Source organism: Nonomuraea sp. NPDC003754, assembly GCF_053605785.1.
Genome location: NZ_JBSGJX010000001.1, coordinates 330,232 through 356,382, shown reverse-complemented (window position 1 = coordinate 356,382; position 26,151 = coordinate 330,232). Strand labels below are relative to the sequence as shown.

Here is a 26,151-nt window from a genome sequence, read left to right as displayed (position 1 = left end):
CGCCGCCGCGCCGGGATCCGCCCGGGTGCTGGCAGGATCCGTGCCGGATCGGGTAGAAGCGCCTCATGAGCACCTGGGCCGACCGGATCCTCGCGGTCAAGGAGTGGGGGCGCCGGACGACCGAACGGACACGGGTGCGCTGGCATCCCGTCGACCATCTCCTCAGGACCGTGCAGCGCTACCAGCTGCAGAACGGTGACCGGCTGGCCGGCGCCATCACCTACTTCGTGTTCCTGTCGCTCTTCCCGATCACCGCGCTGGCGTTCGCGGTGTTCGGCTTCGTCCTCGAGGAGCGGACCCAGATCCGCGAAGCGCTGCAGAAGGCCATCGAGGAGCAGCTGCCGGGCCTGGCCGGCCTCATCGACCTCCAGGGCATCGCCCAGGCACGCGTGAGCGCCGGGGTGATCGGCCTGCTCGGTCTGCTGTATGCGGGGCTCGGGTCCATCAACGCCCTGCGCGGGGCCCTGCACGAGATCTCGATGACGGCCAGCCCGCCGCTGAACTTCGTCGTCGGCAAGGCCCGCGACCTGGTCACCCTGATCATGATCGGTGTCGCGCTCATCGTCTCCACCCTGCTCGGCGGCTTCGCCACGCAGGCGACGACGACCGTGGCGACCTTCCTCGGCGTGGAGACCTCGGCGCTCGCCGGGGCCGCGCTGACCGGGGTCGGGCTCGCGGCCAGCGTGGGCGCCGACTGGGTGCTGTTCCTCATCGTCCTGGGCTGGGTGGGCCGGCCGGGCCAGCCGTTCAAGGTGCTGGCCCAGGGGGCGCTGCTGGGGGCGATCGGGTTCGGCGTGCTGAAGCAGGTGGCGACGCTGCTGCTGGCGGGCACGCTGAGCAATCCCGTGTACGGGACGTTCGCCGTGACGGTCGGCTTGCTCCTGTGGATCAACTTCTCGGCGCGGCTGACGATGTACGTGGCCGCGTGGACCGTCACGGCGGGCCTGTACCCGCCGCCCGACCCCACGCCGCTGCCGTCCAGCGGCTACACGACGGACTGCTGAACGACCGGACCCGTACCGGCGCCGCCGCCCTGCCGCCACATGGACGGCCGCGCCACACTCGGGCCGGCTAGCGCGCCGTCCGGCGCCTGCGGATGCCGTAGAGCAGCCAGCCCGCGCCACCGAGCACGCCCGCGCCGATGATCAGGGCGCTGACGGGGCCGCTCGCGCCGGGTCGCGGGGCCGGCGACGGCGCGACGGCCGGAGCGGACGGCTTGGCGCGCACCGTCACCTGGTCCACCGCCGGCTGGGCGGGTAGCGGATCCACCAGCACGCCCACCGGAACGACCTTGCCGCGGGCGGCGAAGCCCCAGTCGAGCAGCTTCTCGACCTCGTCCCAGAAGTAGCCCTCATGACGCATGATCGTCACGATGATCGTGTGGCCGTTGCGGGTGGCGGCGCCGACGAAGCTGCCCAGCGCCTTGGAGGTCCAGCCGTTCTTGATGCCGACCATGCCCTTGTAGCGCCACAGCAGCTTGTTGTGGTTGCCGATCTCGTAGTAGCCCTTGGGCGCGGGGAAGCGCGAGGACTTGAGGCTCACGTACCTGCGGAACTCGGCGTTGGCCAGGCCCGCGCGGGCGATCAGCGCCAGGTCGTAGGCCGAGCTGCTCTGCCCCGGCTTGTCCAGGCCGCTGGGCGTCTTGGCGACCGTGTCGTTGGCCTGAAGGCGCTTGGCCTCGGCGTTCATGTCGGCGAGAGTGGCGGCGAGACCCCCGTTCGCCTCGGCGAGCGCCATCGCCGCGTCGTTGCCCGAGCTGAGCATGAGCGCCTTGAACAGGTCGTCAACCTTGTAGATGGGCTTGGTGGACAGGCCGACCGCGCTGCCCTCCTGGTTGACGGCGTTCCTGCTGGGCTTGACCTTGAGGTTCCGGTCGAGCTTGGGAATGAGCGCCACGGCGGTGAGGGTCTTGAGCGTGCTGGCCGGCAGCAAGCGGCCATGGGGGTTCTTGGCGGCCAGCACCTGCCCTGTCTCTGCGTCGGCGATCACGAAGGAGGTGGCCTTCGTCTTCGGCGGCGCCTTCACTCCTGCGGGCACGACCAGGCCCTTGCCCGCCAGCTGGTCGCCGCCGAGCGGACCTTCGGCGGCAGGCGGGTCGGCCAGGGCAGGACCTGCCAGAGCGACCGCGGCGAGAAGTGCCGCGACCGGCACCAGTTTCGTCCCCATAGCGTCCTCAGCGTAGCTTCGTCACATAGCGCATGAGGCGTCACTACCCGCGAAGCAGCAGAGAGATGGGCATGTCACGAAAGATCGCCGGATTCCTGATCATCATTGGCGCGTTCATGGTCTTCGAATGGATCAACCTTGGATTCAACCTCGCCGACGGGCACCCGACCAGCTTCTACGTGGTCCACGGCATACTCATCGCCGTCAACGTGGTGCTGGGCGTCGTGCTGGCCCTGATCGGATGGCGCGGCTACATGCGCGCCCCGCGGCAGAAGGGTTGATCACTGACCGGCGGCCCGGTCAGCCCTCGCAGAGCGCCAGGTGGGTGATCCTGTGCAGTTCATCGGCCTCCTCCCGCGAGTCCCCGATGCTCGTGAAGCCCAGCTTGCCGTGCTCGGGGATGGCGCCCAGCAGGTGCAGCACGTTCCCCGTACGGCGCCGCCGGTCGAAGCCGAGCCCGAGCCGCTCGATCATCCGTACCACCTGGCCGGGCGTGTGGCCGCGCAGGCAGCCCGCCGAGCAGTTGTCGGTCGCGGTGTAGTACTTCGGCCGGCCCTCGCTCATCAGCAGCCCGGTGGCCGGGTCGTAGCCGGCGTCCGTGGTCAGCAGCGCGGCGCCGAACGGGTGGGTGGTGCCGCCGATGCGCAGGTTCACCTCGCACAGCAGCGCCGCGTAGCCGGCGTCGGTCTTCATCGCGAAGAAGTCCATGCCGAACAGGCCGACCACGCCGCGCTCCGCCAGCAGCTTGGCGATCTTCGCGGCCGAGGCGCTGACCTCCTGCCGGTACTCCGACCGAGCGGGGAAGGTGCAGCCCTGGTAGACGGGGCCGTCGAGCACCTGGTCGTGGGTGGCGACGACGTCGTAGTGGCCGCCGGGGGTGATCCTGGCCAGCGCGCTGGGGTAGTAGAGCGGCCGGTGCTCGATGAACTCCTCGACCACCCCGCCCCGTTCGGACAGCTTGGCCGCGAACCCGGCCCAGGTCTCGTCCGCGCCGGCGGAGAACTCCGTGGCGTTCCAGTCGTCCTTGGGCACGATCGCGTTGCCGAGACCCGAGTAGCCGTCGTTCAGCTTCACCATGACGCGCTCGCCCGGCAGTGACAGCACGGCCTGCTCGATCTGCGGCATCGTGTACAGGTCGCCGAAGCCGCGCGCCATCGGCACACCCGCCGCGGTGCCGATCTCGCGGGCCCCGCTCTTGGAGCCGTAGTAGGCCAGCGACATGGCCGGTCCGTAGATGGGGACGTTGAGTGACGCGGCGAGCTGCTCCTCCAGGTCGCTCATGACGAACGGCACCAGCCACGCGTCGTCCCCGATGACGCTCCGTACCCGGTCGATCACCTCGGGTCGGTCGAGCACCGTCCTGGTCAGCGGCTGGCTGGCCGGGTCGTTCACCGTGATCAGATGCAGCCGCCTGGCCGCGTCGTCCGGATCGGGAAGGAAGCCGAAGTAGTAGTCGACGATCTCCTGATGGATCGGCATCGAGGAGAGGTAGACCACCGAGATCCCCGGCTCGCGCAGGGTCAGCAGGAGGAAGAGCAGACGCTCCTCGTAACACCTTGCTGCCTTGATGCGGCGGAGCTCATCCTGCGGCAGGGAGAGCGAGGGTACGACCACCAGGGTCCCCTCGCTCGGCTCGAAGATGCTCAACCGTGCATGCTTCTCCCCGAACGGGATTTTAGTGATCATATTGCGAGTGAAACACGCATTCTTCTCATTTACATGCATCGTCGCAGTATGATCACCAGGACAGAAGGTGACAGGATTTGGGACATGGTCAACGTTTGGCCGCGGGCACAACGGGTGACAAACTAATGATCCGATGTGACTATTTCCGGACCAGATAAAGGCTCACGCAACGTGACGACCTGCGGTTACGGACATGCCCCGGCCCAACTTTTGGTGTAGTTGTCCGCGGGAGGGGCGGCAGGGGGGATAAAGTCGATGGCATCGCCATCAGGCTGACCGCCTAACCCCGCTCATCGTTCGGGTGTGTGGCATTCGCTTCACCGGGCAGCTGCCCCGACCGGACGGCTGAATCGTGTGATCGCACGAGAATACGGCGCAATGAGCCGTGCGACGGCGCTGTCGCACGTGACGGGACGGTGACTGATGCAGGGACGTGAGCTGCGGGGGGAACTCGACGCGTTCCTGGTGGAGAACGAGCAGGATCTGGTGGCCTTCCGCCGCGACCTGCACATGCACCCGGAGCTCGCCTTCGCCGAGTACCGCACGACCCAGAAGATCGCCGACCGGCTCGACGCCGCGGGCCTCAACCCGTCCGTGCTCCCCCGAGGCACCGGCCTGATCTGCGAGGTCGGCAGCGGCGACGGGCCCACCATCGCGCTCCGCGCCGACATCGACGCGCTCGCCCTGCCCGACGAGAAGGACGTGCCGTACCGGTCGACCGTCCAGGGCATCTGCCACGCCTGCGGCCACGACGTGCACACCACGATCCTGCTCGGCACCGGCCTGTTCCTCGCCCGCCAGGCCGCCGACGGCCTGCTGCCAGGCCGGGTCCGCCTGCTGTTCCAGCCCGCCGAGGAGCTGCCCGGCGGCGCGCTCGAGGTCATGGCGCACGGCGGCATCAGCGGCGTCGAGCGCATCTTCGGCCTCCACTGCGACCCCCGCGTCGACGTCGGACAGGTCGGCCTCAAGGCCGGTCCCATCACCTCCGCCTGCGACAAGCTCGCCATCCGGGTCAGCGGACCCGGCGGCCACACCGCCAGGCCCCACCTGACCGCCGACCTCGTCTTCGCCCTCGCCAAGATCCTCACCGAGCTGCCCGCCGCGCTCTCCCGCCGGGTCGACCCCCGCTCGTCGCTGTCGCTGGTGTGGGGCCGCGTCGAGTCGGGCTCGGCCGCCAACGCCATCCCCGACGACGGCATCGCCGAGGGCACCGTCCGCTGCCTGGACGAGTCCGCGTGGCACGCCGCCCCCGACCTCATCAAGGCACTGCTGGAGTCGGTCGCCGGCGCGTACGGCGTCGAGGCCACCATGGACTACTCCCGCGGCGTCCCGCCCGTCGTCAACGACGAGGAGAGCGTCCAGATGCTCGCCGAGGCCGCCGAGCGCGTGCTCGGGCACGGCTCGGTCGTCCCCACCCAGCAGTCGCTGGGCGGCGAGGACTTCGCCTGGTACCTCGAGTCGATCCCCGGGGCGTTCGCCCGGCTCGGCACGCGCTCGCCGGGTGGGCTCGACTACGACATCCACCAGGGCACCTTCGACGTCGACGAGAGCGCCATCGGCAGCGGCGTGCGCTTCATGGCGGCCACCGCGCTGACCGCCCTCTGGGACGGTCACCGTCCCGGACAGGTGAGCGAGCAGACGGTGGCCGAGTACATCTGACCTCGCCCGGACGGCGGCGCGGACCGGAGGGTCGGTGGACATGGGCTCCGCGACGCGCGGCGGTGTCCGGCACGGCGGGCGGCGGCGGACCGCCCGCCGTACGGGAGGGCCTCAGGACAGGCGGCCGAAGACCACCGGCAGTTCGAGCGACGACAGTCCGGGGGAGATCTCCACCTTCGTCCCCGCCGGGTACCGCAGCGTGAAGTCGTAGTCCGTCGAGGTCAGCACGAGCCCGATCTTGTGCCCCTTCTTGAACAGGTAGTCCTGCGGCTGGAAGTCCCAGCGGAAGGTGTAGGCCTTGCCCGCCCTGACGGGCTCGGTCCGGTCGGCGCGGTGCCGGTTGCGCACGTCGAGCCACCCGCGAGAGACGATCTTGTAGGGGGCCGAGACGGTCCCGTGCCGGTAGATGAACGTGCACCCGCTCTCGCCGGGCACCGCCTCGCCGTAGCAGTACTGCTCGCCGGTGTTCACCAGGCGCCCGTTGGCCCTGGTGTCGGTGCCGTAGTCCACCAGCAACGCGGTCAGGTACGGCGAGGCGCCGTCCTTGAGCGAGGCCCGCACCGTGACCGTCGGCGTGCCGGAGATCCGGACGTCGGTCGGCAGCGGATCGGTCAGGTAGGCGAGCCTGTTGGGGTCGGCGGCGGGAGCGGTCTCGACGAGCTGTTCGGCCTTGCGGGTGTTCTGGTCGACGTAGGACTCGCGCGCCGACAGCGGCCTGGGCAGCGGGCCCAGCGTGGCGGAGGAGCCCAGCCACAGGCGGACGGGAAGCGTGCCGGGCAGCGGCCACCTGGCGTGCTGACCCCACTGGCCGGGCGCGATCTCGACGTCGGCCTGCGGCTCGGACATGATGCCCGTGTCGATCCCGTACAGCCAGTGGTCGAACCACAGGTGGAGCTGCCGCAGCCACTCGACGGTCCTGACGTTGAACGGGTCGGCGTGGGCGCCCTGGTGCAGCCAGATCTTGCGGGGCACGTCCCGCTTGGCCAGCGCCTGCCACCACTGCGCGGCCTGCTTGGTCTTGACGTTCCAGTCGTTGAGCCCGTGGACGAGGAAGACGCTGGCCTTGACCTTGTCCACGTCGACGAGGAAGTCGCGGGCGGCCCAGAAGTCGCTGTAGTCGCCGGTGATCCGGTCCTGGGCGGCGGTGAACTCGTCCATCACCGGGGCGCAGATCTCCTTGCCCGCCCTGGTGAGGACGGCCTTCGCCATGACGTCGGCGTCCTCGCCCTGGTAGCCGCCCGGCGCGAGGACGCCGCCGTTGGCGCGGTAGTAGTCGTACCAGGAGGAGATGGCGGCGATCGGCACGATCGTCTTGAGCCCCTCGACGCCGGTGGCGGCCACCTGGTTGGGCAGCGTGCCGTTGTAGGAGACGCCGATCATGCCGACGTTGCCGGTGGACCAGGAGGCGGTCACGGGGTTGCCGGCCGCGTCGAAGCCCTTGGCCCTGCCGTTCAGCCAGTCGATGACGGCCTTGGGGCCGGCGCTCTCCTGCGCGTCGCCCGTGGTGGGGCAGCCGGTGGACCTGCCGCTGCCGAGGCTTTCGACGCGGGCCACGGCGTAACCGCGGGGGACGAAGTAGTTGTCGTAGTAGCCCGGGAAGGTCTCGACCGCGGCCTTGGTGTCGGCGGAGCGCAGGCCGGGGAGCGGGTTGCCGTTCTCGTCGACGTCCACCTTGTGGTTGGGCACGGTGCCGTCGATGCCCGCGTAGTACGGGCTGGACTCCATGATGATCGGAACCTTGAGCCCGGTCTCGGTCTCCTTGGGCCGCAGGAAGTCGGCCGCCACCCTGTCGTTGCGGCCGTCGCGGTCGCTGTCGACGCCTTCCACCTCGACGAAGACGGTCTGCTTGACGGCGTCAGCCCTGGAGTAGATGGGCTGCGTCGGTCCTGTGTCGGATAAAGCGGGATTCACGCCCGCCGCCGCGATCAGCACGGCGGCCAGCGGGACCGCGATCGTCCTCCGGGTGCGCATGGGGGGTGCTCCAGGTGGTATAGGAGATTTCTAGCCATCCAACGGAATCTCCCGCTTGACAGCAAGATCTTGACTTCCGGCAAGGTTGGGTGAACGGCGTGTAGTGGAGCCGTGGCCGGCCCATAAGCTGCAGGTCAGGCGCACAGCGCCGGCATCCAGGTCACAGACGCGCCTGATGTCGATAACGGAGCGGTTGCGGACCTGTGTGCTGGTTTGGACTGTCATGGCCGAACAACTATCTTCCGTGCAGGGTTGCCGTGCGTTTCTTCGCGCGTGCGATGAAAGTTGGACGGCGGGGAAATGGAAGGAGTCGCCTTGCTCAGCAAGCGATTCGGCAGGATTGCGGTCGGCACCGTCGCTGGTGCCATGCTCATGGCGGCCGCGGCGTGTGGTGGCGGCGGGAGCACGGGCGCGACCAGCTCCGCGGCTCCGAGCGGGGCGGCCAGCGAGCCCGCGAAGGCCAGCGGTCTGAAGGTGGGTCTCGCCTTCGACGTCGGCGGCCGTGGTGACAAGTCGTTCAACGACGCCGCCTACGCGGGCCTCGAGCGGGCCGCGAAGGAGCTCGGCGCCGACATCAAGGAGCTCAGCCCGGCCGCTGACGGCTCCAACCGTGGCGAGCTGCTGCGCCAGCTGGCCGAGGCCGGCTACAACCCGATCATCGGTGTCGGCTTCGCCTACGGCGAGGACATCAAGAAGGCGGCGCAGGAGTACACCGACGTCCAGTTCGCGGTCGTCGACTCGGCCTCCAACGCCCCGAACGTGACCGGTCTGCTGTTCGCCGAGGAGCAGGGCTCCTACCTGGCGGGCGTCGCAGCCGCGCTGAAGAGCAAGACCAACCACGTCGGCTTCGTCGGCGGCGTCGAGAACGACCTGATCAAGAAGTTCGAGGCGGGCTTCAGCGCCGGTGTCAAGGCCACCAAGCCCGACACCAAGGTCGACGTGAAGTACCTGACGCCCGACGGTGACTTCAGCGGCTTCAAGGCCCCCGACAAGGGCAAGATCGCCGCCGAGAAGATGTACCAGGACGGCGCGGACATCGTCTACCACGCCTCCGGCGACTCCGGCACCGGCGTCTTCCAGGCCGCCGGCGAGGCCAAGAAGCTGGCCATCGGCGTCGACTCCGACCAGCGGCAGACCGTGGACGCCGCGCTCCAGCCCGTCATCATGACCTCGATGATCAAGCGCGTCGACGTCGGCGTGTTCGAGTTCATCAAGGCGTTCCAGGGCGGCGCGAAGGGCGGCAAGAACGACGTCTACGACCTGAAGGTCGACGGCGTGGGCCTGTCCACCACCGGTGGCGAGATCGACGACATCCAGGAGCAGATCGACGCCGCCAAGAAGAAGATCGTGGACGGCGAAATCACCGTTCCGAGCAAGCCGTAATCTGGGTAGACACCCAAGAGGCCATGGAAGGCCCGGGCGCGTCCCGGGCCTTCGCTCTATCCCGGCTCTCCAGGAGACCGTATGAGCTCGGACACCCTCGCCCCGGCGAAACCCGCCGTTGAGCTGGAGGGCATCACCAAGCGTTTTCCCGGCGTCGTCGCCAACCATGACATCCGCATCACCATCGAGGCGGGCAGCGTCCACGCCATCTGCGGAGAGAACGGCGCGGGCAAGTCCACTCTGATGAAGATCCTGTACGGCATGCAGAAGCCGGACGAGGGCCAGATCAGGGTGAACGGCCAGGATGTCAGCTTCCGGACGCCGAGCGACGCGATCGCGGCCGGCATCGGCATGGTCCACCAGCACTTCATGCTGGCCGACAACCTGACCGTGCTGGAGAACATCGTCCTCGGCGCGGAGCCGAAGAGCGCCGGCTTCCTCGACGCGTCCGGCGCGCGCCACCGCATCCAGGAACTGGCCGCGGCCCACGGCCTGCGGGTCGACCCCGACCGCCTGGTCGAGGACCTCGGCGTCGGCGACCGCCAGCGGGTGGAGATCCTGAAGGTCCTCTACCGGGGCGCCCGCGTCCTCATCCTCGACGAGCCCACCGCGGTCCTCGTGCCGCAGGAGGTCGAGGAGCTGTTCGACAACCTGCGCGAGCTCAAGGCCGACGGCCTCACGGTCATCTTCATCTCGCACAAGCTCGACGAGGTGCTCAGCATCGCCGACGAGATCACCGTGATCCGTCGCGGCACCACCGTCGCGAGCATGCCGCGCAGCCAGGTCACCAGCGCCCGCCAGCTCGCCGAGCTGATGGTCGGCAGCGAGCTGCCCACCCCCGAGACCCGCGAGTCCACCGTCACCGACACCGTCGAGCTGGCGATCTCCAACCTGACCATGGAGGCCGAAGGCTTCCGTCCGCTGCCCAAGGGCGTGTCCCTCCAGGAGTTCACGCGGGGCAGGCGGCTGCTGCTCGACGACGTGTCCTTCGAGATCCGCAAGGGTGAGATCGTCGGCATCGCCGGCGTCGAGGGCAACGGCCAGTCCGAGCTGATCGAGGCGATCATGGGCATGCGCCAGGCGCACGGCCAGATCAGCCTCGGCGCCGACGACATCAGCGAGTGGACCACGCTCAAGCGCCGCGAGGCGGGCATCGGCTACATCCCCGAGGACCGCCACCGCCAGGGCCTGCTGCTCGAGGCCTCGCTCTGGGAGAACCGGGTGCTCGGCCACCAGACGCGCAAGCCCGTCCGCAAGGGCATCTGGATCGACAGGAAGGCCGCCAAGGCCGACACCGAGCGCATCGTCAAGGACTACGACGTGCGCACCCCCAGCGTCGACACCCTCGCGCTGGCCCTGTCCGGCGGCAACCAGCAGAAGCTGATCGTCGGCAGGGAGATGAGCGGCGAGCCGTCGTTCCTCATCGCGGCCCACCCGACCAGAGGCGTGGACGTCGGCGCCCAGGCCTCCATCTGGGACCACCTGCGCCACGCCAGAGCCGCGGGGCTGGCCGTCCTGCTGATCTCGGCCGACCTCGACGAGCTGATCGGCCTGTCCGACACGCTGTACGTGATCTACCGGGGCCGGCTGGTGGCCAGGCTCGACCCCACCCAGGTGACGCCTGAGCAGCTCGGCGGCTACATGACAGGCGCCATCACCGAGGAAGGGGCATGATGCCCGCAGGGCTCTATCGCGTGCTGCTGACGGTGGGCGGCGCCGTCGCCGCCATCGTCCTGGCCATGCTGATCTCGAGCGTGGCCGTCCTGGTGGCGGGGGCCGACCCGCTGGCCGCGTTCGCCGCGCTGGTCGACTTCGGGCAGACCGAGAACAGCGTGGTCAACGGCATCACCACGGTGATCAACCGAGCGGTCCCGCTGTACATCGCCGGTCTCGCGGTCGCCGTGGGCTTCCGGATGAACCTCTTCAACATCGGTGTGGAGGGGCAGTACCGCCTCGCGGCCGTCTGCGCCGCCTACGTCGGTGCGACCTTCAGCGCGCCCGCGCCGATCCAGATCGTGGTCATCATGGTGGTCGCCGCGGCCGTCGGCGGCCTCTACGCGCTGATCCCGGCCCTGATGAAGGTCGGCAGGGGCGTCAACGAGGTCATCTCGACCATCATGCTCAACTACATCGCGATCAGCCTGGCCGCCTTCCTGGTGCGCGGGCCCTTCCAGGGGCCGCGGGCCGAGGGCCAGCTGACGGTGCAGACGGCCGACATCCCGCAGTCCGGCTGGTTCCCGGACGTCAACTTCCTGTTCACGATGTTCGGGCTGCCCGCGCCTCGTGGCGCGGGCCTGTGGGGCTTCCTCGGCGTGGCGGTCGTGCTCGGCATCGTGCTGTGGGTGGTGCTCGAACGCACCCGCTTCGGCTTCGACGTCAAGGCCAGCGGCCTGAACTCGATCGCCGCCCTCGCGTCGGGCGTCAAGCCGAAGAAGATGGTCATCTCGGCGATGGTGCTCTCCGGCGCCATCGCGGGGCTCATCGGCCTTCCCGAGATCCTCGGCCGCACCCACAACTACGGCACCAGCTTCACCGCCGGTCTCGGCTTCCTCGGCATCGCGGTCGCCCTGCTCGGCCGGAACAGGCCGGTCGGCATCGCGTTCGCCGCCCTGCTGTTCGGCTTCCTCGACCGGGCGCAGGGTCCGCTGCAGTTCGCGGACGTGCCGCCGTCGGTCATCATGATCATGCAGGGCACCATCGTGCTGCTGGTGGTCATCGCCAACGAGATCACCAGCAGGATGGCGCTCCGCCAGGAGGAACGGCGGGCCGCCCGCCAGCTCGCCACGACGAACCGCGTAGAGGTGGCCGCATGAGCGCCGTCGAGGCACGCAAGGTCAGGAAGTACCACCTCACGCTGATCGGCGTGGCGGTGCTCATCCTGCTGCTGTCCCTGGTGAGAGTCATCAGCGGCAAGGTCGACATCACCTCGTCCGGCACCTTCCAGGCGGCGCTGGTGCTGGCCGTACCCATCGGACTGGCCGGTCTGGGCGGGCTGTGGGCGGAGCGGGCCGGTGTGGTCAACATCGGTCTCGAGGGCATGATGGTGCTCGGCACCTGGTTCGCCGGCTGGGCCGGCTACCAGTGGGGCTGGCCCGCGGCCCTGCTCGCGGGCCTGGCGGCGGGAGCGGTCGGCGGCCTGCTGCACGCGATCGCCACGGTCGGCTTCGGCGTCGACCACATCATCAGCGGCGTCGCGATCAACCTGCTGGGCCCGGGCATCACCCGGTTCCTGTCCGAGGTCCTGTACGCCGAGGGCACGGCCGCCGCCGCGGCGGGAGCGGGCATCACCACCTCGCCCGCGCTGTCCTCCGAGCCGCCCGAGGTGAGCCTGCCCCTGCTCTCCTCGGGGCCCGACTGGCTCGGCGCGCTGGAGAACACGCACTGGTTTCTCATCTCGGACATCGCCGGCATCCTGCGCGGGCTCACCCACGACGTGGGCCTCCTGGTCATCGTGGCCGTCGCGCTGATCCCGCTGACCTATCTCGTGCTCTGGCACACGGCCTTCGGCCTCCGGCTGCGCTCGGCGGGCGAGAACCCGTGGGCGGCCGAGTCGCTGGGCGTGAACGTCTACCGCACCAAGTACGTCGCGACCGTCATCTCCGGCGCGATGGCCGGGCTCGGCGGCGTGTTCCTGGTCTTCTTCACCTCCAAGTACGTCGAGGGCCAGACGCAGGGCCGCGGCTTCATCGGCCTGGCCGCCATGATCTTCGGCAACTGGCGGCCCGGCGGGCTCGCGGCGGGCGCCTCGCTGTTCGGCTACGCCAACGGCCTGCAGCTGCGCAGCTCGGCGGCGGTGACCGGGTTCTTCCTGTTCGGCGCGATCCTGCTGTTCATCTACGTCGCCTACCGGATCAGGCAGCTGTTCCTGACCGGCCGCGAGACGCCGGCCGCGGCCGTCGCGGGGGCCAAGGACTACACCCTCATGGCGTTCGCCGCGGGCGGCGCGGTCGTGCTCATCTGGCTGTGGATCACCGTCGACCGCCTGCCGAACGAGTTCGTCTTCATCACCCCGCACGTCCTGACGCTGCTGGTCCTCCTGGTCGCCTCCCAGCGCCTGCGGATGCCCAAGGCGGACGGCGTGCGCTACCGCCGCGGGGAGCAGCATTGAGCATCGACTGGGACGCGCTCAGGGACGAGGCCACGCAGGCGATGCAGAACGCCTACGCGCCCTACTCCAAGTTCCCGGTGGGCGCCGCCGCCGTGGTCGACGACGGGCGTGTCGTCACCGGCTGCAACGTCGAGAACGCCTCCTACGGGCTCGGCCTGTGCGCCGAGTGCGGCCTCGTCTCGGCGCTGCACGCCACCGGCGGCGGCAGGCTGGTCGCCTTCACCTGCGTCGACGGCCACGGCGAGCTGCTCATGCCGTGCGGGCGCTGCCGCCAGCTGCTCTACGAGTTCGGTGGCGAGGAACTGCTGGTGGAGACGCCCGACGGGCCCCGGCGGATGGGCGACATCCTGCTCTACGCCTTCGGACCCGACGACCTGTCCAGGGGGGCATGAGCATGGACGTCATCGACGTCATCGTCACCAAGCGGGGCCGCGGCGCGCTGACCACCGCGCAGATCGACTGGGTCGTCGACGCCTACACCCGCGGCGACGTGGCCGACGAGCAGATGTCGGCTCTCGCGATGGCGATCCTGCTCAACGGCATGGACCGGCGCGAGATCGCCGACTGGACCCAGGCGATGATCCGCACCGGCGAGCGCATGGACTGGTCGGTGCTCGACCGCCCGACCGCGGACAAGCACTCCACCGGCGGCGTCGGCGACAAGATCACTCTGCCGCTCGCGCCGCTCGTGGCGGCATGCGGCGCCTACGTCCCGCAGCTGTCGGGCCGCGGCCTCGGCCACACCGGCGGCACCCTGGACAAGCTGGAGTCGATCCCCGGCTGGCGGGCCTCGCTGTCCAACGGCGAGATGCTTGCCGTCCTGCGCGAGGCGGGCGCGGTCATCTGCGCGGCCGGCGCGGGGCTCGCCCCGGCCGACAAGAAGCTGTACGCCCTGCGCGACGTGACGGGAACCGTCGAGTCGATCCCGCTGATCGCTTCCTCGATCATGTCGAAGAAGATCGCCGAGGGGACCGGCTCGTTGGTCCTCGACGTCAAGGTGGGCTCCGGCGCGTTCATGAAGGACGTCGACTCGGCGCGCGAGCTCGCCGCCACCATGGTGTCGCTCGGCGCCGACGCGGGTGTGCGCACCGTCGCGCTGCTGACCGCGATGGACCGGCCGCTCGGCCTGGCCGTCGGCAACGCCCTGGAGGTCGCCGAGTCGGTCGAGGTCCTCGCCGGCGGCGGGCCCGCCGACGTGGTGGAGCTGACGGTACGGCTGGCCAGGGAGATGCTGGAGGCGGCGGGCGTGTCCGGCAAGGACCCCGCCGAGGCGTTGAAGGACGGCTCGGCGATGGACGCCTGGCGCCGCATGATCACCGCTCAGGGCGGCGACCCTGACGGGGTGCTGCCCAGGGCGGCCGAGACGATGACCGTGCAGTGTCCCGCCTCGGGCGTGCTGACCCGGCTGGACGCCTACGGGGTCGGGCTCGCCGCCTGGCGCCTGGGGGCGGGCCGGGCCCGCAAGGAGGACCCGGTCTCGTTCGGCGCGGGCATCACGCTGCACGCCAAGCCGGGCGACCTGGTCAGGGAGGGCCAGCCGCTGCTGACGCTGCACACGGACGAGACGGCCAGGTTCGCGCGGGCGCTGGAGGCGCTGGAGGGCGCCTACGAGGTCGGCCCGGCCTCCAGCCCGGAGCTGCTGCCCCTGGTCATCGACCGCATCACCGCCTGATCCCGCTGCCCCTCCCCGGCACGGCACCGGGGAGGGGTCAGAGCAGCCGGATCCGGTCGCCGACGCGGACCCGGCCGGGGCGGAGCACCTCGGCGTACGCGCCCACGCACGGCCGCGGCCCCATGCCCGGCAGCGGCTCGACCCTGTTGTGGACGGCGGGCACCTGGAGCGCGGAGGTGTCGCGGGGAAGCGGCCCGTGTTCGAGCGTGGGGACCGCGCACCGTGGCGTCGGGACGGTGACCCGCAGGACGACCTCGTCGCCGACGGCCACCTGCCTGCCGAGCCAGCCGTTCTCCACGTAGCCCTCGCCGCCCTCGCCTGCCGTACGGATGACCAGGTTGGGCCGGTAGCGGACGGCGTCGGCGGGCGCGCCGGTCGGTCCTGCGGCGCCGACGGCCGCGAGGGTGGAGGTGGCGAGCAGGTGGACGGGCGCGTAGTCGAAGAAGGTGCCGGGCGCCCCGCCGCCGAGCCTGCCCGGTTCGACGGCGACCTCGGCGGTGACGCCCGCGGCCAGCACCTCCTCGGGGACGGCCCGTTCCAGGGCGGCGCCCTCGGGCGGTGTGCCGGTGAGTGTCACCTTTCTGCCGACGGCCAGCGACAGCACCTCGTCGACGTCGGGGTCGTCGCTGTGCACGATCGTGCCGTCGGGCAGGGTGATCCTGGTACGGTCACCATCCGTGACCGCCGACAGTGTGAGCATGCTCCGCCACAGGCGGGGGTTCTTGGGGCTGGCGACCTTTCCCGTCTCACGGTCGAGAAGGGCCAGGCGCCGGTCGCCGTCGAGCCCGAGCGAGGTGAGGGCGGCCTCGGCGACGTCCTCGCCGAGCAGGCCTTTGACGGGATGGCGGCGCATCCGTTCGATCGTGCCTAATTCCACAATCCTGTATTGTGCCATTAGTCATGACGGGAGGAGCCCCGCCCCTTCCCTCAGGGCTCAGCGGAAGTTGTCGGCGTTCTCCGCGGCCCACTGCGCGAACGTCCGCGGGGCGCGGCCCGTGACGTCGAGCACCACGGAGTTGACGCGGTTGGCCTCCTCCGGGACGTTGCCGAAGACCTCGATCATGAAGTCGATCAACTCCTGCGGCGTCCCCTGCGCGGCCATCCGCTCCCTGGCCTGCTCCGGTGTCAGCTCGACGAACTCGATCTCCTTGCCGATCGCCGCGCCGATGATGCGGACCTTGTCGCGCGTGGTCAGCCGCTCGGGCCCGGTGAGGGGGTAGACCTTGCCCCCGTGGCCGTCCTCGACCAGGGCGGTGGCCGCCACGGCGGCGATGTCGGCCTCGTGCACCAGCGCCGTGGTGGCCTCGCCGAACGGCTCCCGCACCACGCCCTCGGCGCGTACGTCGTCGGTCCACTTCAGCAGGTTCGACATGAACTCGGTCGGCCGGATGTGCGTCCAGGCCAGGTCGCTCTCCCTGAGGGCGGGCTCCAGCGTGCTCTCGTCCCAGCCGCCGAGCACGGTCACCCTGCGCACGCCGGCCTTGCTGGCCAGGTCGACGATCTCCTTGCCGTTCGGCAGCGGCGCGTAGTCGTCACCGCCGAAGTTGATCAGATGGACGGCCGTCACGCCCTCGAAGGCGGCCTGCAGCGTGTCGGTGGCGGCCAGGTCGCCGCCCACCACCTCGACGTCCTCGGGGAAGGAGGCCTTGCCCGGGTTCCTGGTCAGGGCGCGTACGGCATGGCCGGCCTCGACGAGGTGGCTGACGATGTGGCGGCCGACGGTGCCGGTGGCTCCGGTCACGAGAATGGTCATCGCGTGCTCCCTGACGCTTCGGTTGCGGTGTCAGGAACAACAGTAGGAACCATCGCGGAAAGGAAGGTTCCGCAATAGGGAGCCGATGCGTTAGGCGTTCGCGAAGACGTCGCAGAGGACCGCGCGGTGGGTCGGGCGGGCGGCGGCGTGGCGGCCGAGGCCCTCGTCGGTGATCCAGACGAAGACGCCGCGCCGGTCCATGTCGCAGACCCCGCGGCTGACCAGGCCGGCCTTCTCCAGGCGGGCCACGACGCGGGACAGGGCGCTCTGGCTCAGGTGCACCTCGTCGGCGAGCTCCTGCACGCGGAACTTCCGGCAGTCGGAGGAGACGATGCGATCGAGCACCTCGAACTCGCTGGCGCCGAGATCGTGCTTCTCGCCGAGCTCGCGCTCGAGCGCGCACTGCGCCTTCGCGTGCTTGGCCAGCACATCGTGCCAGGCCCTGACCACGGCCTCCTCGTTCATGACGCGGAGAATACCACCAGGTAAATATCTATGCAACCACATTAAATTCGGTTGCATCTAATGCAGGTGCATGTAGTCTCGGTGTCCATGTCCTCCACTTCTGCTCGTACTGCTGGGTGGGGCGCGCTCGCCGTGCTCTGCGCTGTGATCTTCCTTGACGCTCTTGATGTGTCGATGGTCGGTGTCGCCCTGCCGGCCATCCAGACGGATCTGGGGCTCTCTCCTTCGTCGTTGCAATGGGTGGTCAGCGGCTACGTGCTGGGATACGGCGGTCTTCTGCTTCTCGGGGGCAGGACCGCCGACCTGCTCGGGCGGCGCAGGGTGTTCCTGGTCGCGCTGGGCGTCTTCGCCGTGGCCTCGCTGCTCGGTGGCATCGTCGACGACGGCACGTTGCTGATCGTCGCCCGCTTCATCAAGGGCATGAGCGCGGCGTTCACCGCGCCGGCGGCGTTGTCGATCATCACGACGTCCTTTCCCGAGGGGCCCGAGCGCAACAGGGCACTGAGCGTCTTCACCGCCTCGGGGGCCAGCGGGTTCTCCCTCGGCCTGGTGCTGTCCGGCCTGCTCACCGAGCTCGACTGGCGGGCGACGTTCCTGATGCCCGTGCCGGTCGCGATCCTCGCCCTGGTCGCCGCGCTCAAGGTGCTGCCCAAGGGCCACGAGGAGCGGGCCGAGGGCGGCTACGACCTGATCGGCGCGGTCCTGATCACGGCCTCGATGCTGCTGCTGGTGTTCACGGTGGTCCAGGCTCCGGAGGCGGGCTGGCTGTCGGTCCGCACCATCGGCTCGCTGCTGGCCTCCTTCGTCCTGCTCGGCCTGTTCGTCTTCGCCGAGCTGAGGGTCAAGCACCCGCTGGTGCGGCTCGGCCTGCTGCGCTCGGCTCCGATCGTGCGGGCCAACCTGGGCCTGGTCATCCTGTTCGGCTCCTACGTCGGCTTCCAGTTCGTGGCCATGCAGTACTTCCAGAACCTGCTGCACTGGTCGGCGATGCAGACCGCGCTCGCGTTCCTGCCCGCCGGTCTGCTCGTGGCGCTGACCTCCACCAAGATGGGTGACTTCGCCGACAGGTTCGGCACGGCCAAGCTCATCGTCATCGGCTCGGCCGCGCTGGCCGGCGGCTACGCCGTCTTCCTCGGGATCGACGAGAGCCCGAGCCTGGGCGGCCTGGTCATCCCCGGCATGGTGCTGCTGGGCATCGCCTTCGCGCTGTCCTTCCCGTCGCTCAACATCCAGGCGACCAACGGCGTGCACGACGACGAGCAGGGCCTTGCCTCCGGCCTGCTCAACACCTCGGGCCAGGTCGGCGGCGCGGTCGTGCTGGCCGTGGTCACGGCGGTGCTGACCTCCGGCTCAGCCGGCGGCATCACCATCGAGTCGCTCAAGACCTCGATCATCGTGCCGCTGATCCTGGCGGTGGTGGGCCTGCTGATCTCGGCCACGGGGCTGAGCTTCCGCCGGGCGCCCGCCGTCGAGGCCGACGAGGTCAAGGTCTACGAGACGGTCTGAGACGGTCCGCCCGTCCCGGCTGAGAACGGCCTCCCCGCCGCGCGGGGAGGCCGTTCTCGTCATGTCATGAGCAGGCGCGCCTGCCGCCACAGGTCGTCCAGGACCGCGGGGTCGTTGGAGATCTTGGCGAAGAGCACCATGCCCTCCAGCTGGGCGACCAGCGCCCTGGCCGTGGCGCGCTCGGCGCCCGGCCCGAGCGCGCCGTGCACCAGGTCGACCTGCTCGTCGAAGATCTGCTCGAGCCTGGCCCTGACGACCTCGTCCTGGTTGCTCAGCTCCAGCGCCAGGTTGGCCAGCAGGCAGCCGTTGATGACGCCGCTGGTCTCCTTGGAGCGTCGCTGGGCCTCGGTCTGGTCGCGGAAGAGCTGTTCCAGCCCCGCGCCGGCGAGCGTGTCCACCCAGTCGGCCCGCTGCCTGCGCCAGTGCTCGTCGATCACCTCGAGCGTGAGCGCCTGCTTCGACTCGAAGAAGTGGTAGAAGCTGCCCTTCCTGACGTCGGCCTTCGCGCAGATCTCCGCGACGCCGATGCTGCCGTAGCCACGGCTGTGGATCAGCTCGCAGGCGGCGTCGAGAAGGCGCTCGCGGGCGTTGCTCTGTCGTCCCATGCGAGGAGCATACTTGAAAAATAGTTGACCGGTCGTCTACTGTGACCGCATGATCAAGGTTGCGATCGCGTATCACAGTGGCTCCGGCCACACCGCCCGCCAGGCCCGCGCAGTGGCGGCGGGCGTCGGCTCCGTTCCCGGCGCCACGGCCGACCTCCTGGAGGTGGCCGCCATGGACGACGCCTTGTGGCAGGCACTGGCCGAGGCCGACGCCATCGTGTTCGGCTCGCCCACCTACATGGGCAGCCAGTCGGCGGCCTTCCAGGCCTTCGCGGAGGCCAGCTCCAAGGTCTGGGCCGAGATGGGCTGGCGGGACAAGGTCGGCGCGGCGTTCACCAACTCCGCCGGCGTCAACGGCGACAAGCTGCACACCCTGACGTCGATGGCGCTCCTGGCCGCCCAGCACGGCATGCACTGGGTGACGCTCGGGCTGCCGCCCGGCTGGCTCTACAGCTCGGCCGGTTCCCCCGAGGACCTCAACCGCCTCGGCGCCTTCATCGGCGCGATGGCCCAGTCCCCCTCCGACCTCGGCCCCGACGCGGCCCCGCTGGAGTCCGACCTGCGCACCGCCGAGCACCTCGGCCGCAGGGTGGCCACCACGGCCCTCCAGCTCGCCCACGGCCGGCGCGTTCAGGCGGTGGCGTGACCATGGGACGGTTGGAAGAGCTACTCGGCCTCGACCACCCCGTCGTCCAGGGCCCGTTCGGCGGCGGCCTGTCGTCGGTGGCGCTGGCGGCCGCCGTCTCCAACGCCGGAGGCCTCGGCTCGTACGGCGGGCACATCCTGCCCCCCGACCGGCTCACCGCCCTCGTCGCCGAACTGAAGGCGGCGACGGACCGGTCCTTCGCCGTCAACCTCTGGGTCCCGCACCCCGAGGAGGAGGGCGCGGTCGCGACCGAGGCCGACGTGGAGCGGCTGCGGCCCTACTACGACGCGCTCGGCCTCACCCCGCCCACCCCGTCGCCCGCCCCCGACTTCACCGAGCAGGCCGCCGCCCTGCTGGACGCCGCCCCACCCGCGATCAGCTTCGTGATGGGCGTCCCGCCCGCCGAGGTGCTGGCCGAGGCCAGGCGCAGGAGCATCGTCACCATCGGCACCGCCACGACCGTCGACGAGGCGATCGCGCTGCACGAGGCCGGGCTCGACGCGATCGTCGCCTCCGGCAGCGACGCGGGCGGCCACAGGGGAGCGTTCCTGCGGCCGGTGCGCGAGTCGCTGGTCGGCACCTTCTCCCTGATCCCGCAGGTGGCCGACAAGGTCTCGGTCCCGGTCATCGCCGCGGGCGGGATCGCCGACCGGCGGGGCGTCGTGGCGGCGCTGGCCCTCGGCGCCGACGCCGTCCAGGTCGGCACCGGCTTCCTCGTCACCGAGGAGTCGGCGGTGGGGGAGGCGCACCTGCGGGCGCTGCTCGGCGACGAGGCCAGGGTGACCGTCCTGACCAGACTCTTCTCCGGCCGTACGGCACGCACCATCCCCAACACGTTCGTCAGGGAGATGGCCGCCTTCGAGGACGTGGTGCCGCCCTATCCCGCGCAGAACCAGCTCATGCTGCCGATCCGCAGGGCGGGCGGCGCCGAGCACGCCAACCTGTGGTCGGGACAGGCCGCGCCTCTCGTCAGGAGGCGCAAGGCCGCCGCGTACCTGTCCGATCTGGCCGGGCTTACCGCGGAGTGAGCCAGGGCATCTAGGAGGTATGCGGTCTTCGCGCGTTGGCGTCCTCGTGGTCGGGCTGGCCGTTCTGGCCGGATGTGGCACGGGCGCGCCGCCCACCGCCTCGGTGGCGCCCAGCGCCGGCCCTTCGGCCTCCACCGCCGCCGCCGGTGACACGTCCTCCGCCACGTCGGCTCCGAGCGCGGCCATGCCCGTGCCCACCGGCACCGCCGACGTCGAGGTGGAGGGCGATCCCGGCGAGGCTGTCCAGGTCAAGGCGGTCAGGTTCGCCGACCACGGATCCCTCGACAGGGTCGTCATCGACCTCGACGGCGACGTCGCCAACTACAGCGTCAGCTGGGTCGACGAACTGGTCCAGGACGGCTCGGGCGAGCCGATCGACGTGAAGGGCGGCGCCTACCTCCAGGTGACGCTCAAGCCCGCCCGCGCCCACACCGACAAGGGCGCGCCGACCTGGACCGGCGGGCCCGTCTTCCAGGTCGGGCTCGGCAACGTGCAGAACGTCGTCAAGACCGGCGACTTCGAGGGCGTGGTCGGCGTGGGCCTGGTGCTCGACCACCGGGCCCCGTTCTCGGTGGCGAAGCTGACCGGCCCCGATCGCCTGGTGATAGACGTGGCACACTGACAGATGTGGTGAGAAAGATCGAAGGGGCGACCCGCATCCCCGTTCCCGGTGGCAAGGTCATCGACGAGCACATCGGCCGCGTCAACAGCGGCGACGAGGCCGTCTCCATCGCGCACATGACGGCGCCGCCAGGATGGGAGGAGCCCGCGCAGACGCCCGAGTTCACCGAGTACACGGTCGTGCTGCGCGGGACCGTCGTGATCGAGCACGCCGAAGGTGTCACGGAGGTGTCGGCGGGCCAGTCGTTCGTGTCCGAGCCGGGGGAGAAGATCCGTTACAGCGTGGGGCCCGACGGCGCCGAGTACGTCGCGGTCTGCCTGCCGGCGTTCTCGCCCGACACCGCCAACCGCGACGAGTAGGGCCCCGGCCACCAGCTCCTCCTGCCCAGCAGCAGCAGCGCCGCGGGCAGGATCAGCACGCGCACCACGACCGCGTCCAGCAGGACGGCGACAGCCAGGCTGAAGCCGATCTGTTTCATCTCGGCCAGGTGCAGGAAGACGAAGCTGGCGAACACCGTCACCATCACGACCGCCGCGCTCGTCACGACGCTCGCCGAGCGGGCGACGCCGTCGATGACCGCCTCCCTGGTCGTCAGGCCCCGCTCGACCGCCTCCTTGATCCTGCTGACGACGAACACCTGGTAGTCCATCGACAACCCGAACAGGATGACCAGCAGGAACAGCGGCACCCGCGAGCCGACGGTGTGGAAGACCAGCGCGAGCACGCCCATGGAGGCGGACGCCGACAGCACGTTCAGCACGATCCCGATCGCCCCGATGACCACCGAGCGGAACACCGCCACCGTCATCACGAAGGTCACCACCAGCAGCGCCCCGCCGACCAGCGGCAGCTTGGCGTCCTGGTGGGCGAGGTAGTCGACGTCGCGGGCGATGTCCCCTGACACGTGCGCCTCGACGCCCTGGACGCCGCCGAGCGTCGCGGGCACGTGGACGCTCCTGAGGCGGTCGAGCGAGCGCGTCGCCTCGGCCGAACTGAGCCGGTACGGCGCGGCCAGGTCGAGCACCGCGACCGTGCCGTCCTCCGACGCGCGGAGCACGGGCTTCCCGGTGAACAGCGGATCGTGCTGCGCCCGCCGTCCCAGCTCGCGAAGGGCGGCCGCCATCTCCTCCCGCCGGTCGGGTGCCGCCTTGGCCACGACCTGGTGGCGGATCCGCAGGTCGGGGAAGGCCGTCGTCAGCCGGTCGTAGGTCTGCAGGGCGGGGATCTCGCGCGAGTGGCTGTCCTTGTTGAGCACCCGCTGCTCCATGCCGAGCAGCGGCAGGGACAGCACCACCATGACCAGCGTGGATACGGCCAGCGTGATCCCTGGACGCCTGGCGGCGGGTGTGAGGAGGGCGTTCCACAACCGCCCTTCACGCACCTTCCTCGTCCGCGCCCCGCTCCGCCGCCCGATGAGCACCAGCAGGGCGGGCAGCGCGGTCAGCGAGCTGACCACGGCGGCGAGGACGACCACGATCGTGCCGGTGGCCAGCGAGGAGAAGACCACGTCGGCGGCGAGGTAGAGGGTCGCGCTCGAGACGATCACCGCGATGCCCGAGACGACGATCATCCTGCCCGAGGTGGCGGCGGCCAGCTCGACCAGCGCCTCCGAACTGAGGCTGCCGCCCGCCTTCGCCCGCTCCTCGCGCTCGCGCTTGAGGTAGAACAGGGTGTAGTCGACGCCGACGGCCATGCCGATCAGCAGGATGACGTTGGTGCCCACACCCGCGTCCGGCGAGAGGTGCGAGACCAGCATCGACAGGCCGACGGCTGCGGCGATCGACGAGAGCGCCAGCAGGAGCGGCACCCCCGCCATGACCACCGAGCCGAACACCACCAGCAGCGTGACCAGCGTGACGGGGAAGGTGATCGCCTCCGACAGCGCCAGGTCCGCGCCGCGCTGCTGATCCACGCCCTTGCCGATGGAGGCCGTGCCGGTCTGCTCGACGCGCAGCGCCGGATGGGCCTGGCGCACCGCCTCTGTCTGGGCGATGAGGGCGGCGACCTTGGCCTTGCCGTCCAGCTCGGCGCCCTTCATGGCGACCGAGACCAGGAGCGCCGCGCCGTCCGCCGACCTGACCGGCCTGGCGACGTCCTCGACCTCGGGCAGCGCCGCCATCCTGGCGGTGAGCTCGCGGGCGGCCGCGTCCGCCTCCTTGGCGGGGCCGGAGATCAGCACCCGCTCGACGGGTCTGTTCTCCAGGCCCGCGGCCTCGGCGATCGACTCGGCACGGCCTGCCTCGCCGACGCGGTAGTCGGCGCTCGTGGCGGTCCTCGTGCCGACGGCCGAGCCGAGGGCCAGGCAGAGCGCCACGAACAGGAACCAGCAGCCGATCGCCCGCCACGGATGCGTGGCGCTCCACATCGCCGCTCTGACGGTCGGCGGTTTGCGTTCGAGCAGCATGAGCTGCTCTCCTTTCCTTGGAGGTTCGTGCGCGTTGAAGGCACGCCGTAGCGGCGTGGGTCGCGCGACTTCCTGAACCGGGGCGGCGAGCGGCAACTCGCCGCCCCGGGCTTGTCCTGCGTCAGTCGACGCTGCGCAGGAGCTGTTCCACGGCGGCCACCCGGTCGGTCAGCTCGGCCAGTCTGGCGTTGGTCTGGTCGGCCAGCTCCCGGTAGCGCTGTTCGGCGGCCGTCTCGGCGCGCTGCCGTACGAGCCTGAAGTAGAACCCCAGGCTGCCCAGGGCGACCGCGCCGAGGGTCACCATGACCATGCCGGGGATGATGATTTCCTTCAAGCGGTCGGTCCTTCCTGGTCATCGGCTTGCAGCACGTCGAGGATCGTCCCCGCCGTCAGGTGGATGTCGAAGGGGAGCAGCCGGTAAAGCTTCATGGCCTTGCCGTCCAGGGACAGCTCCAGTTCCCCTGCGACCAGCCCGGCCTTCTCCATGCGTTCCAGGTGCATGTAGAGCAGCGGGCGCGAGATGCCCAGGCGCCTGGCCAGCTCGCTGACATGCACCCTGCCCTCTGCCAGCTCGGCCACGACCCGCAGGCGCAGCGGGTGGCCCACGGCGGCCAGCACCGCCAGCAGCTCTTCACTGGTCAGCGCCATCTCCTTTCACCTGTAAGAAAAGACTGACATGTGGAAGTGTGGCCGTCAAATGCCGGATGGGGAGCGATAGGATGACGAGATGAGCCAGCGACCCAGCCTTGCCGAGATCCGCCGGGCCCCGAAGGTGCTCCTGCACGACCACCTCGACGGTGGCCTGCGGGCGGAGACCATCGTCGATCTGGCCCGCGAGTCGGGCTACGACCGGCTGCCCACCACCGACCCTGACAACCTCAGGCAGTGGTTCGAGGAGGCCGCCGACTCCGGTTCGCTGGTGCGCTACCTGGAGACCTTCGACCACACGGTCGGGGTCATGCAGACCCGCGAGTCGCTGGTCAGGGTGGCCGCCGAGTGCGCCGAGGACCTGGCGGCCGACGGCGTCGTCTACGCCGAGGTGCGCTACGCGCCCGAGCAGCACACCACCACGGGGCTCAGTCTCGACCAGGTCGTGGAGGCGGTGCTCGAAGGCTTCCGGCAGGTGCCCGGCATCAAGGTCGGCACCCTGCTGACCGCGATGCGCCACCAGGCGCGCTCGATGGAGATCGCCGAGCTCGCCGTCCGCTACCGCGACGTCGGCGTGGTGGGCTTCGACATCGCCGGCGCCGAGGCCGGCTACCCGCCCACCCGGCACCTCGACGCGTTCGAATACCTCCAGCGGGAGAACGCTCACTTCACCATTCACGCCGGCGAGGCGTTCGGCCTGCCGTCGATCTGGCAGGCCATCCAGTGGTGCGGCGCTGACCGGCTCGGCCACGGCGTGCGGATCATCGACGACATCTCGGTGGCCGGCGACGGCACCGCCAAGCTCGGCCGGCTGGCCGCCTACGTCCGCGACAAGCGCATCCCGCTGGAGATGTGCCCGACCTCCAACCTGCAGACGGGGGCCGCCGCCTCGATCGCCGAGCACCCGATCGGGCTGCTGCGCAGCCTCCACTTCCGGGTGACGGTCAACACCGACAACCGGCTGATGAGCTCCACCACGGTCTCCCAGGAGTTCGCCAAGCTGGTCGAGGCGTTCGGCTACGGCTGGGACGACCTGCAGTGGTTCACGGTCAACGCGATGAAGTCGGCCTTCCTGCCCTTCGACGAGCGGCTCTCGCTCATCAACGGCGTCATCAAGCCGGGGTTCGCGCAGCTCAAGTGGCAGGCATGAAACAGACCTACCGCTCGGCGACCGCCTTCGTCCTCAGCTGGATCTGGCTGGCGTTCGTGGCGTTCAACGCCGTCGACCTGATCGTCCGCTACAGCGGCAAGTCGTCACTCGTGGCGGCGGCGGTGCTGGGCGTGCTGACCGCCGTCGTCTACGTCACGGCGTTGCGTCCCGCCACGATCCTCGTGGAGGACGGGCTGCGGGTGCGCAACCCGCTGCGCACCACGTTCCTGCCGTGGCCGGCGATCGACGACGTGCACGTCTCCCACACCATCAGCATCACCCACGGCGACGACGTGCTGCGCGCGTGGACACCGCAGGCCTCGGCGAGGGAGCGGGCCAAGGCCGGTCGCCGCGGCGCCCCCCGCCGGCAGCGCGGGCGCTTCCAGACCGAGCCCGTCCTGTCCAAGGGGGAGCAGGCCGCCCAGCAGGCCATGGCGGGCCGGACGCACGCCGACTGGGTGGCCGAGCAGATCACCGAGCGCGCCGAGAGCGCCAAGCGGCGCGGCGCGGCGCCCGGCCAGGTCCGCGCGGTCTGGGCGCCCGACGCGCTCGCGGCCTGCGCGGCCGCGCTGGTCCTGGTCGTGGTCGCCATCCTGCTCTGACCGCCGCGGGTTGACCTGACGTCGCGGGCTGACCGGACGTCGCGGGTTGACCCTGACACGGTGTGAGGCCCTACACC

Annotated in this window: 26 protein-coding genes; 16 read left to right on the top strand and 10 right to left on the bottom strand. The window is 70.3% G+C overall.

Annotated elements, in window-relative coordinates:
* Positions 1–65: 65 nt before the first annotated feature.
* The gene (locus tag ACWEVS_RS01610) at positions 66–1,004 is read left to right on the top strand and encodes a YihY/virulence factor BrkB family protein (protein WP_449920085.1); all 939 of its coding nucleotides are present in this window, start codon (positions 66–68) and stop codon (positions 1,002–1,004) included.
* Between the two features lie 67 nt (positions 1,005–1,071).
* Here ACWEVS_RS01610 and ACWEVS_RS01605 read toward each other — a convergent pair whose 3' ends face one another.
* Entirely contained in the window at positions 1,072–2,166 is a 1,095-nt protein-coding gene (locus ACWEVS_RS01605; RefSeq protein WP_449920086.1) for a D-alanyl-D-alanine carboxypeptidase family protein, read from the bottom strand.
* 71 nt (positions 2,167–2,237) lie between these two features.
* Here ACWEVS_RS01605 and ACWEVS_RS01600 point away from each other — a divergent pair, with 71 nt between their 5' ends.
* Positions 2,238–2,447, top strand: coding sequence for an SCO4848 family membrane protein (locus ACWEVS_RS01600; protein WP_354906225.1), 210 nt, complete (start codon positions 2,238–2,240; stop codon positions 2,445–2,447).
* A gap of 19 nt (positions 2,448–2,466) precedes the next feature.
* On the opposite strand, the gene ACWEVS_RS01595 is transcribed toward ACWEVS_RS01600, so the two are convergent.
* Positions 2,467–3,852 carry a peptide ligase PGM1-related protein gene (locus tag ACWEVS_RS01595; protein ID WP_452549434.1) on the bottom strand — a complete coding sequence of 462 codons (1,386 nt, stop codon included), beginning with the start codon at positions 3,850–3,852 and terminating at the stop codon, positions 2,467–2,469.
* A 423-nt stretch (positions 3,853–4,275) separates the two neighbouring features.
* On the opposite strand from ACWEVS_RS01595, the gene ACWEVS_RS01590 reads away from it, so the two are divergent.
* The gene (locus ACWEVS_RS01590) at positions 4,276–5,511 is read left to right on the top strand and encodes a M20 family metallopeptidase (RefSeq protein WP_449920092.1); all 1,236 of its coding nucleotides are present in this window, start codon (positions 4,276–4,278) and stop codon (positions 5,509–5,511) included.
* A gap of 111 nt (positions 5,512–5,622) precedes the next feature.
* Here ACWEVS_RS01590 and ACWEVS_RS01585 read toward each other — a convergent pair whose 3' ends face one another.
* Positions 5,623–7,482, bottom strand: a complete 1,860-nt coding sequence (locus tag ACWEVS_RS01585) for a Xaa-Pro dipeptidyl-peptidase (protein ID WP_449920095.1) — start codon at positions 7,480–7,482, stop codon at positions 5,623–5,625.
* Between the two features lie 315 nt (positions 7,483–7,797).
* Between ACWEVS_RS01585 and ACWEVS_RS01580 the strand changes: the two genes are divergently transcribed.
* The 6 genes from ACWEVS_RS01580 (at position 7,798) to ACWEVS_RS01555 (ending at position 14,645) form a co-directional block, all read left to right on the top strand.
* Positions 7,798–8,865 carry a BMP family lipoprotein gene (locus ACWEVS_RS01580; RefSeq protein ID WP_354906220.1) on the top strand — a complete coding sequence of 356 codons (1,068 nt, stop codon included), beginning with the start codon at positions 7,798–7,800 and terminating at the stop codon, positions 8,863–8,865.
* Positions 8,866–8,946: 81 nt separating this feature from the next.
* A complete protein-coding gene (locus ACWEVS_RS01575; protein ID WP_452549432.1) occupies positions 8,947–10,539 on the top strand; it encodes an ABC transporter ATP-binding protein in 1,593 nt (530 codons plus the stop codon).
* Positions 10,536–11,678: an ABC transporter permease gene (locus ACWEVS_RS01570; protein ID WP_449920099.1), complete on the top strand. Its 1,143-nt coding sequence runs from the start codon at positions 10,536–10,538 to the stop codon at positions 11,676–11,678. The genes ACWEVS_RS01575 and ACWEVS_RS01570 overlap by 4 nt, the downstream gene beginning before the upstream one ends.
* Positions 11,675–12,973: an ABC transporter permease gene (locus ACWEVS_RS01565; protein ID WP_354906217.1), complete on the top strand. Its 1,299-nt coding sequence runs from the start codon at positions 11,675–11,677 to the stop codon at positions 12,971–12,973. The genes ACWEVS_RS01570 and ACWEVS_RS01565 overlap by 4 nt, the downstream gene beginning before the upstream one ends.
* A complete protein-coding gene (locus ACWEVS_RS01560; protein ID WP_452549430.1) occupies positions 12,970–13,365 on the top strand; it encodes a cytidine deaminase in 396 nt (131 codons plus the stop codon). The genes ACWEVS_RS01565 and ACWEVS_RS01560 overlap by 4 nt, the downstream gene beginning before the upstream one ends.
* 2 nt (positions 13,366–13,367) lie before the next feature.
* Positions 13,368–14,645 (top strand): thymidine phosphorylase, encoded by a 1,278-nt coding sequence (locus ACWEVS_RS01555; RefSeq protein WP_452549579.1) that lies wholly within the window; start codon positions 13,368–13,370, stop codon positions 14,643–14,645.
* A gap of 37 nt (positions 14,646–14,682) precedes the next feature.
* On the opposite strand, the gene ACWEVS_RS01550 is transcribed toward ACWEVS_RS01555, so the two are convergent.
* The 3 genes from ACWEVS_RS01550 to ACWEVS_RS01540 form a co-directional block, all read right to left on the bottom strand.
* Positions 14,683–15,522, bottom strand: coding sequence for an MOSC domain-containing protein (locus tag ACWEVS_RS01550; protein ID WP_449920106.1), 840 nt, complete (start codon positions 15,520–15,522; stop codon positions 14,683–14,685).
* Positions 15,523–15,579: 57 nt separating this feature from the next.
* Positions 15,580–16,398, bottom strand: coding sequence for an NmrA family NAD(P)-binding protein (locus ACWEVS_RS01545; RefSeq protein ID WP_452549428.1), 819 nt, complete (start codon positions 16,396–16,398; stop codon positions 15,580–15,582).
* A 90-nt stretch (positions 16,399–16,488) separates the two neighbouring features.
* Complete coding sequence (locus ACWEVS_RS01540) at positions 16,489–16,863, bottom strand: MarR family winged helix-turn-helix transcriptional regulator (RefSeq protein WP_449920112.1); 375 nt, start codon at positions 16,861–16,863, stop codon at positions 16,489–16,491.
* A gap of 60 nt (positions 16,864–16,923) precedes the next feature.
* Between ACWEVS_RS01540 and ACWEVS_RS01535 the strand changes: the two genes are divergently transcribed.
* On the top strand, positions 16,924–18,369 hold the full coding sequence (locus tag ACWEVS_RS01535; protein WP_452549426.1) for an MFS transporter: 1,446 nt from the start codon (positions 16,924–16,926) through the stop codon (positions 18,367–18,369).
* Between the two features lie 59 nt (positions 18,370–18,428).
* On the opposite strand, the gene ACWEVS_RS01530 is transcribed toward ACWEVS_RS01535, so the two are convergent.
* On the bottom strand, positions 18,429–18,974 hold the full coding sequence (locus ACWEVS_RS01530; RefSeq protein ID WP_449920117.1) for a TetR/AcrR family transcriptional regulator: 546 nt from the start codon (positions 18,972–18,974) through the stop codon (positions 18,429–18,431).
* 49 nt (positions 18,975–19,023) lie between these two features.
* Here ACWEVS_RS01530 and ACWEVS_RS01525 point away from each other — a divergent pair, with 49 nt between their 5' ends.
* From ACWEVS_RS01525 to ACWEVS_RS01510, 4 genes are read left to right on the top strand one after another with little or no spacing between them, the layout of a single operon-like run.
* Positions 19,024–19,620, top strand: coding sequence for a flavodoxin family protein (locus ACWEVS_RS01525; protein WP_452549424.1), 597 nt, complete (start codon positions 19,024–19,026; stop codon positions 19,618–19,620).
* A gap of 2 nt (positions 19,621–19,622) precedes the next feature.
* Positions 19,623–20,648, top strand: coding sequence for an NAD(P)H-dependent flavin oxidoreductase (locus tag ACWEVS_RS01520; protein WP_452549422.1), 1,026 nt, complete (start codon positions 19,623–19,625; stop codon positions 20,646–20,648).
* A gap of 19 nt (positions 20,649–20,667) precedes the next feature.
* Positions 20,668–21,270 (top strand): AMIN-like domain-containing (lipo)protein, encoded by a 603-nt coding sequence (locus tag ACWEVS_RS01515; protein WP_452549421.1) that lies wholly within the window; start codon positions 20,668–20,670, stop codon positions 21,268–21,270.
* 5 nt (positions 21,271–21,275) lie between these two features.
* Complete coding sequence (locus tag ACWEVS_RS01510; RefSeq protein WP_379570950.1) at positions 21,276–21,629, top strand: cupin domain-containing protein; 354 nt, start codon at positions 21,276–21,278, stop codon at positions 21,627–21,629.
* Here ACWEVS_RS01510 and ACWEVS_RS01505 read toward each other — a convergent pair.
* The 3 genes from ACWEVS_RS01505 to ACWEVS_RS01495 all read right to left on the bottom strand — a co-directional run bounded on the left by ACWEVS_RS01505 (position 21,545) and on the right by ACWEVS_RS01495 (position 24,322).
* The gene (locus ACWEVS_RS01505; RefSeq protein ID WP_452549419.1) at positions 21,545–23,674 is read right to left on the bottom strand and encodes an MMPL family transporter; all 2,130 of its coding nucleotides are present in this window, start codon (positions 23,672–23,674) and stop codon (positions 21,545–21,547) included. The genes ACWEVS_RS01510 and ACWEVS_RS01505 overlap by 85 nt on opposite strands.
* Before the next feature lie 121 nt (positions 23,675–23,795).
* Positions 23,796–24,008 (bottom strand): hypothetical protein, encoded by a 213-nt coding sequence (locus ACWEVS_RS01500; RefSeq protein ID WP_449920131.1) that lies wholly within the window; start codon positions 24,006–24,008, stop codon positions 23,796–23,798.
* Positions 24,005–24,322: an ArsR/SmtB family transcription factor gene (locus ACWEVS_RS01495; RefSeq protein ID WP_449920134.1), complete on the bottom strand. Its 318-nt coding sequence runs from the start codon at positions 24,320–24,322 to the stop codon at positions 24,005–24,007. Before ACWEVS_RS01495 ends, ACWEVS_RS01500 begins: the two co-directional genes overlap by 4 nt.
* 79 nt (positions 24,323–24,401) lie before the next feature.
* Between ACWEVS_RS01495 and ACWEVS_RS01490 the strand changes: the two genes are divergently transcribed.
* Together ACWEVS_RS01490 and ACWEVS_RS01485 are read left to right on the top strand one after the other, a co-directional pair.
* Positions 24,402–25,472, top strand: coding sequence for an adenosine deaminase (locus ACWEVS_RS01490; RefSeq protein ID WP_354906200.1), 1,071 nt, complete (start codon positions 24,402–24,404; stop codon positions 25,470–25,472).
* The gene (locus tag ACWEVS_RS01485; protein ID WP_452549418.1) at positions 25,469–26,074 is read left to right on the top strand and encodes a PH domain-containing protein; all 606 of its coding nucleotides are present in this window, start codon (positions 25,469–25,471) and stop codon (positions 26,072–26,074) included. Before ACWEVS_RS01490 ends, ACWEVS_RS01485 begins: the two co-directional genes overlap by 4 nt.
* Positions 26,075–26,151: the final 77 nt, after the last annotated feature.

Excerpts from the sequence above, each read along its gene's own strand:
- ACWEVS_RS01565 (WP_354906217.1), top strand. The coding sequence starts at position 11,675 with ATGAGCGCCGTCGAGGCACGCAAGGTCAGGAAGTACCACCTCACGCTG.
- ACWEVS_RS01600 (WP_354906225.1), top strand. The coding sequence starts at position 2,238 with ATGTCACGAAAGATCGCCGGATTCCTGATCATCATTGGCGCGTTCATG.
- ACWEVS_RS01505 (WP_452549419.1), bottom strand. The coding sequence starts at position 23,674 with ATGCTGCTCGAACGCAAACCGCCGACCGTCAGAGCGGCGATGTGGAGC.
- ACWEVS_RS01585 (WP_449920095.1), bottom strand. The coding sequence starts at position 7,482 with ATGCGCACCCGGAGGACGATCGCGGTCCCGCTGGCCGCCGTGCTGATC.
- ACWEVS_RS01610 (WP_449920085.1), top strand. The coding sequence starts at position 66 with ATGAGCACCTGGGCCGACCGGATCCTCGCGGTCAAGGAGTGGGGGCGC.
- ACWEVS_RS01575 (WP_452549432.1), top strand. The coding sequence starts at position 8,947 with ATGAGCTCGGACACCCTCGCCCCGGCGAAACCCGCCGTTGAGCTGGAG.
- ACWEVS_RS01590 (WP_449920092.1), top strand. The coding sequence starts at position 4,276 with ATGCAGGGACGTGAGCTGCGGGGGGAACTCGACGCGTTCCTGGTGGAG.
- ACWEVS_RS01545 (WP_452549428.1), bottom strand. The coding sequence starts at position 16,398 with ATGACCATTCTCGTGACCGGAGCCACCGGCACCGTCGGCCGCCACATC.
- ACWEVS_RS01490 (WP_354906200.1), top strand. The coding sequence starts at position 24,402 with ATGAGCCAGCGACCCAGCCTTGCCGAGATCCGCCGGGCCCCGAAGGTG.
- ACWEVS_RS01540 (WP_449920112.1), bottom strand. The coding sequence starts at position 16,863 with ATGAACGAGGAGGCCGTGGTCAGGGCCTGGCACGATGTGCTGGCCAAG.
- ACWEVS_RS01595 (WP_452549434.1), bottom strand. The coding sequence starts at position 3,852 with ATGATCACTAAAATCCCGTTCGGGGAGAAGCATGCACGGTTGAGCATC.
- ACWEVS_RS01555 (WP_452549579.1), top strand. The coding sequence starts at position 13,368 with ATGGACGTCATCGACGTCATCGTCACCAAGCGGGGCCGCGGCGCGCTG.
- ACWEVS_RS01530 (WP_449920117.1), bottom strand. The coding sequence starts at position 18,974 with ATGGGACGACAGAGCAACGCCCGCGAGCGCCTTCTCGACGCCGCCTGC.
- ACWEVS_RS01605 (WP_449920086.1), bottom strand. The coding sequence starts at position 2,166 with ATGGGGACGAAACTGGTGCCGGTCGCGGCACTTCTCGCCGCGGTCGCT.
- ACWEVS_RS01515 (WP_452549421.1), top strand. The coding sequence starts at position 20,668 with ATGCGGTCTTCGCGCGTTGGCGTCCTCGTGGTCGGGCTGGCCGTTCTG.
- ACWEVS_RS01570 (WP_449920099.1), top strand. The coding sequence starts at position 10,536 with ATGATGCCCGCAGGGCTCTATCGCGTGCTGCTGACGGTGGGCGGCGCC.
- ACWEVS_RS01525 (WP_452549424.1), top strand. The coding sequence starts at position 19,024 with ATGATCAAGGTTGCGATCGCGTATCACAGTGGCTCCGGCCACACCGCC.
- ACWEVS_RS01520 (WP_452549422.1), top strand. The coding sequence starts at position 19,623 with ATGGGACGGTTGGAAGAGCTACTCGGCCTCGACCACCCCGTCGTCCAG.
- ACWEVS_RS01495 (WP_449920134.1), bottom strand. The coding sequence starts at position 24,322 with ATGGCGCTGACCAGTGAAGAGCTGCTGGCGGTGCTGGCCGCCGTGGGC.
- ACWEVS_RS01535 (WP_452549426.1), top strand. The coding sequence starts at position 16,924 with ATGCAGGTGCATGTAGTCTCGGTGTCCATGTCCTCCACTTCTGCTCGT.
- ACWEVS_RS01485 (WP_452549418.1), top strand. The coding sequence starts at position 25,469 with ATGAAACAGACCTACCGCTCGGCGACCGCCTTCGTCCTCAGCTGGATC.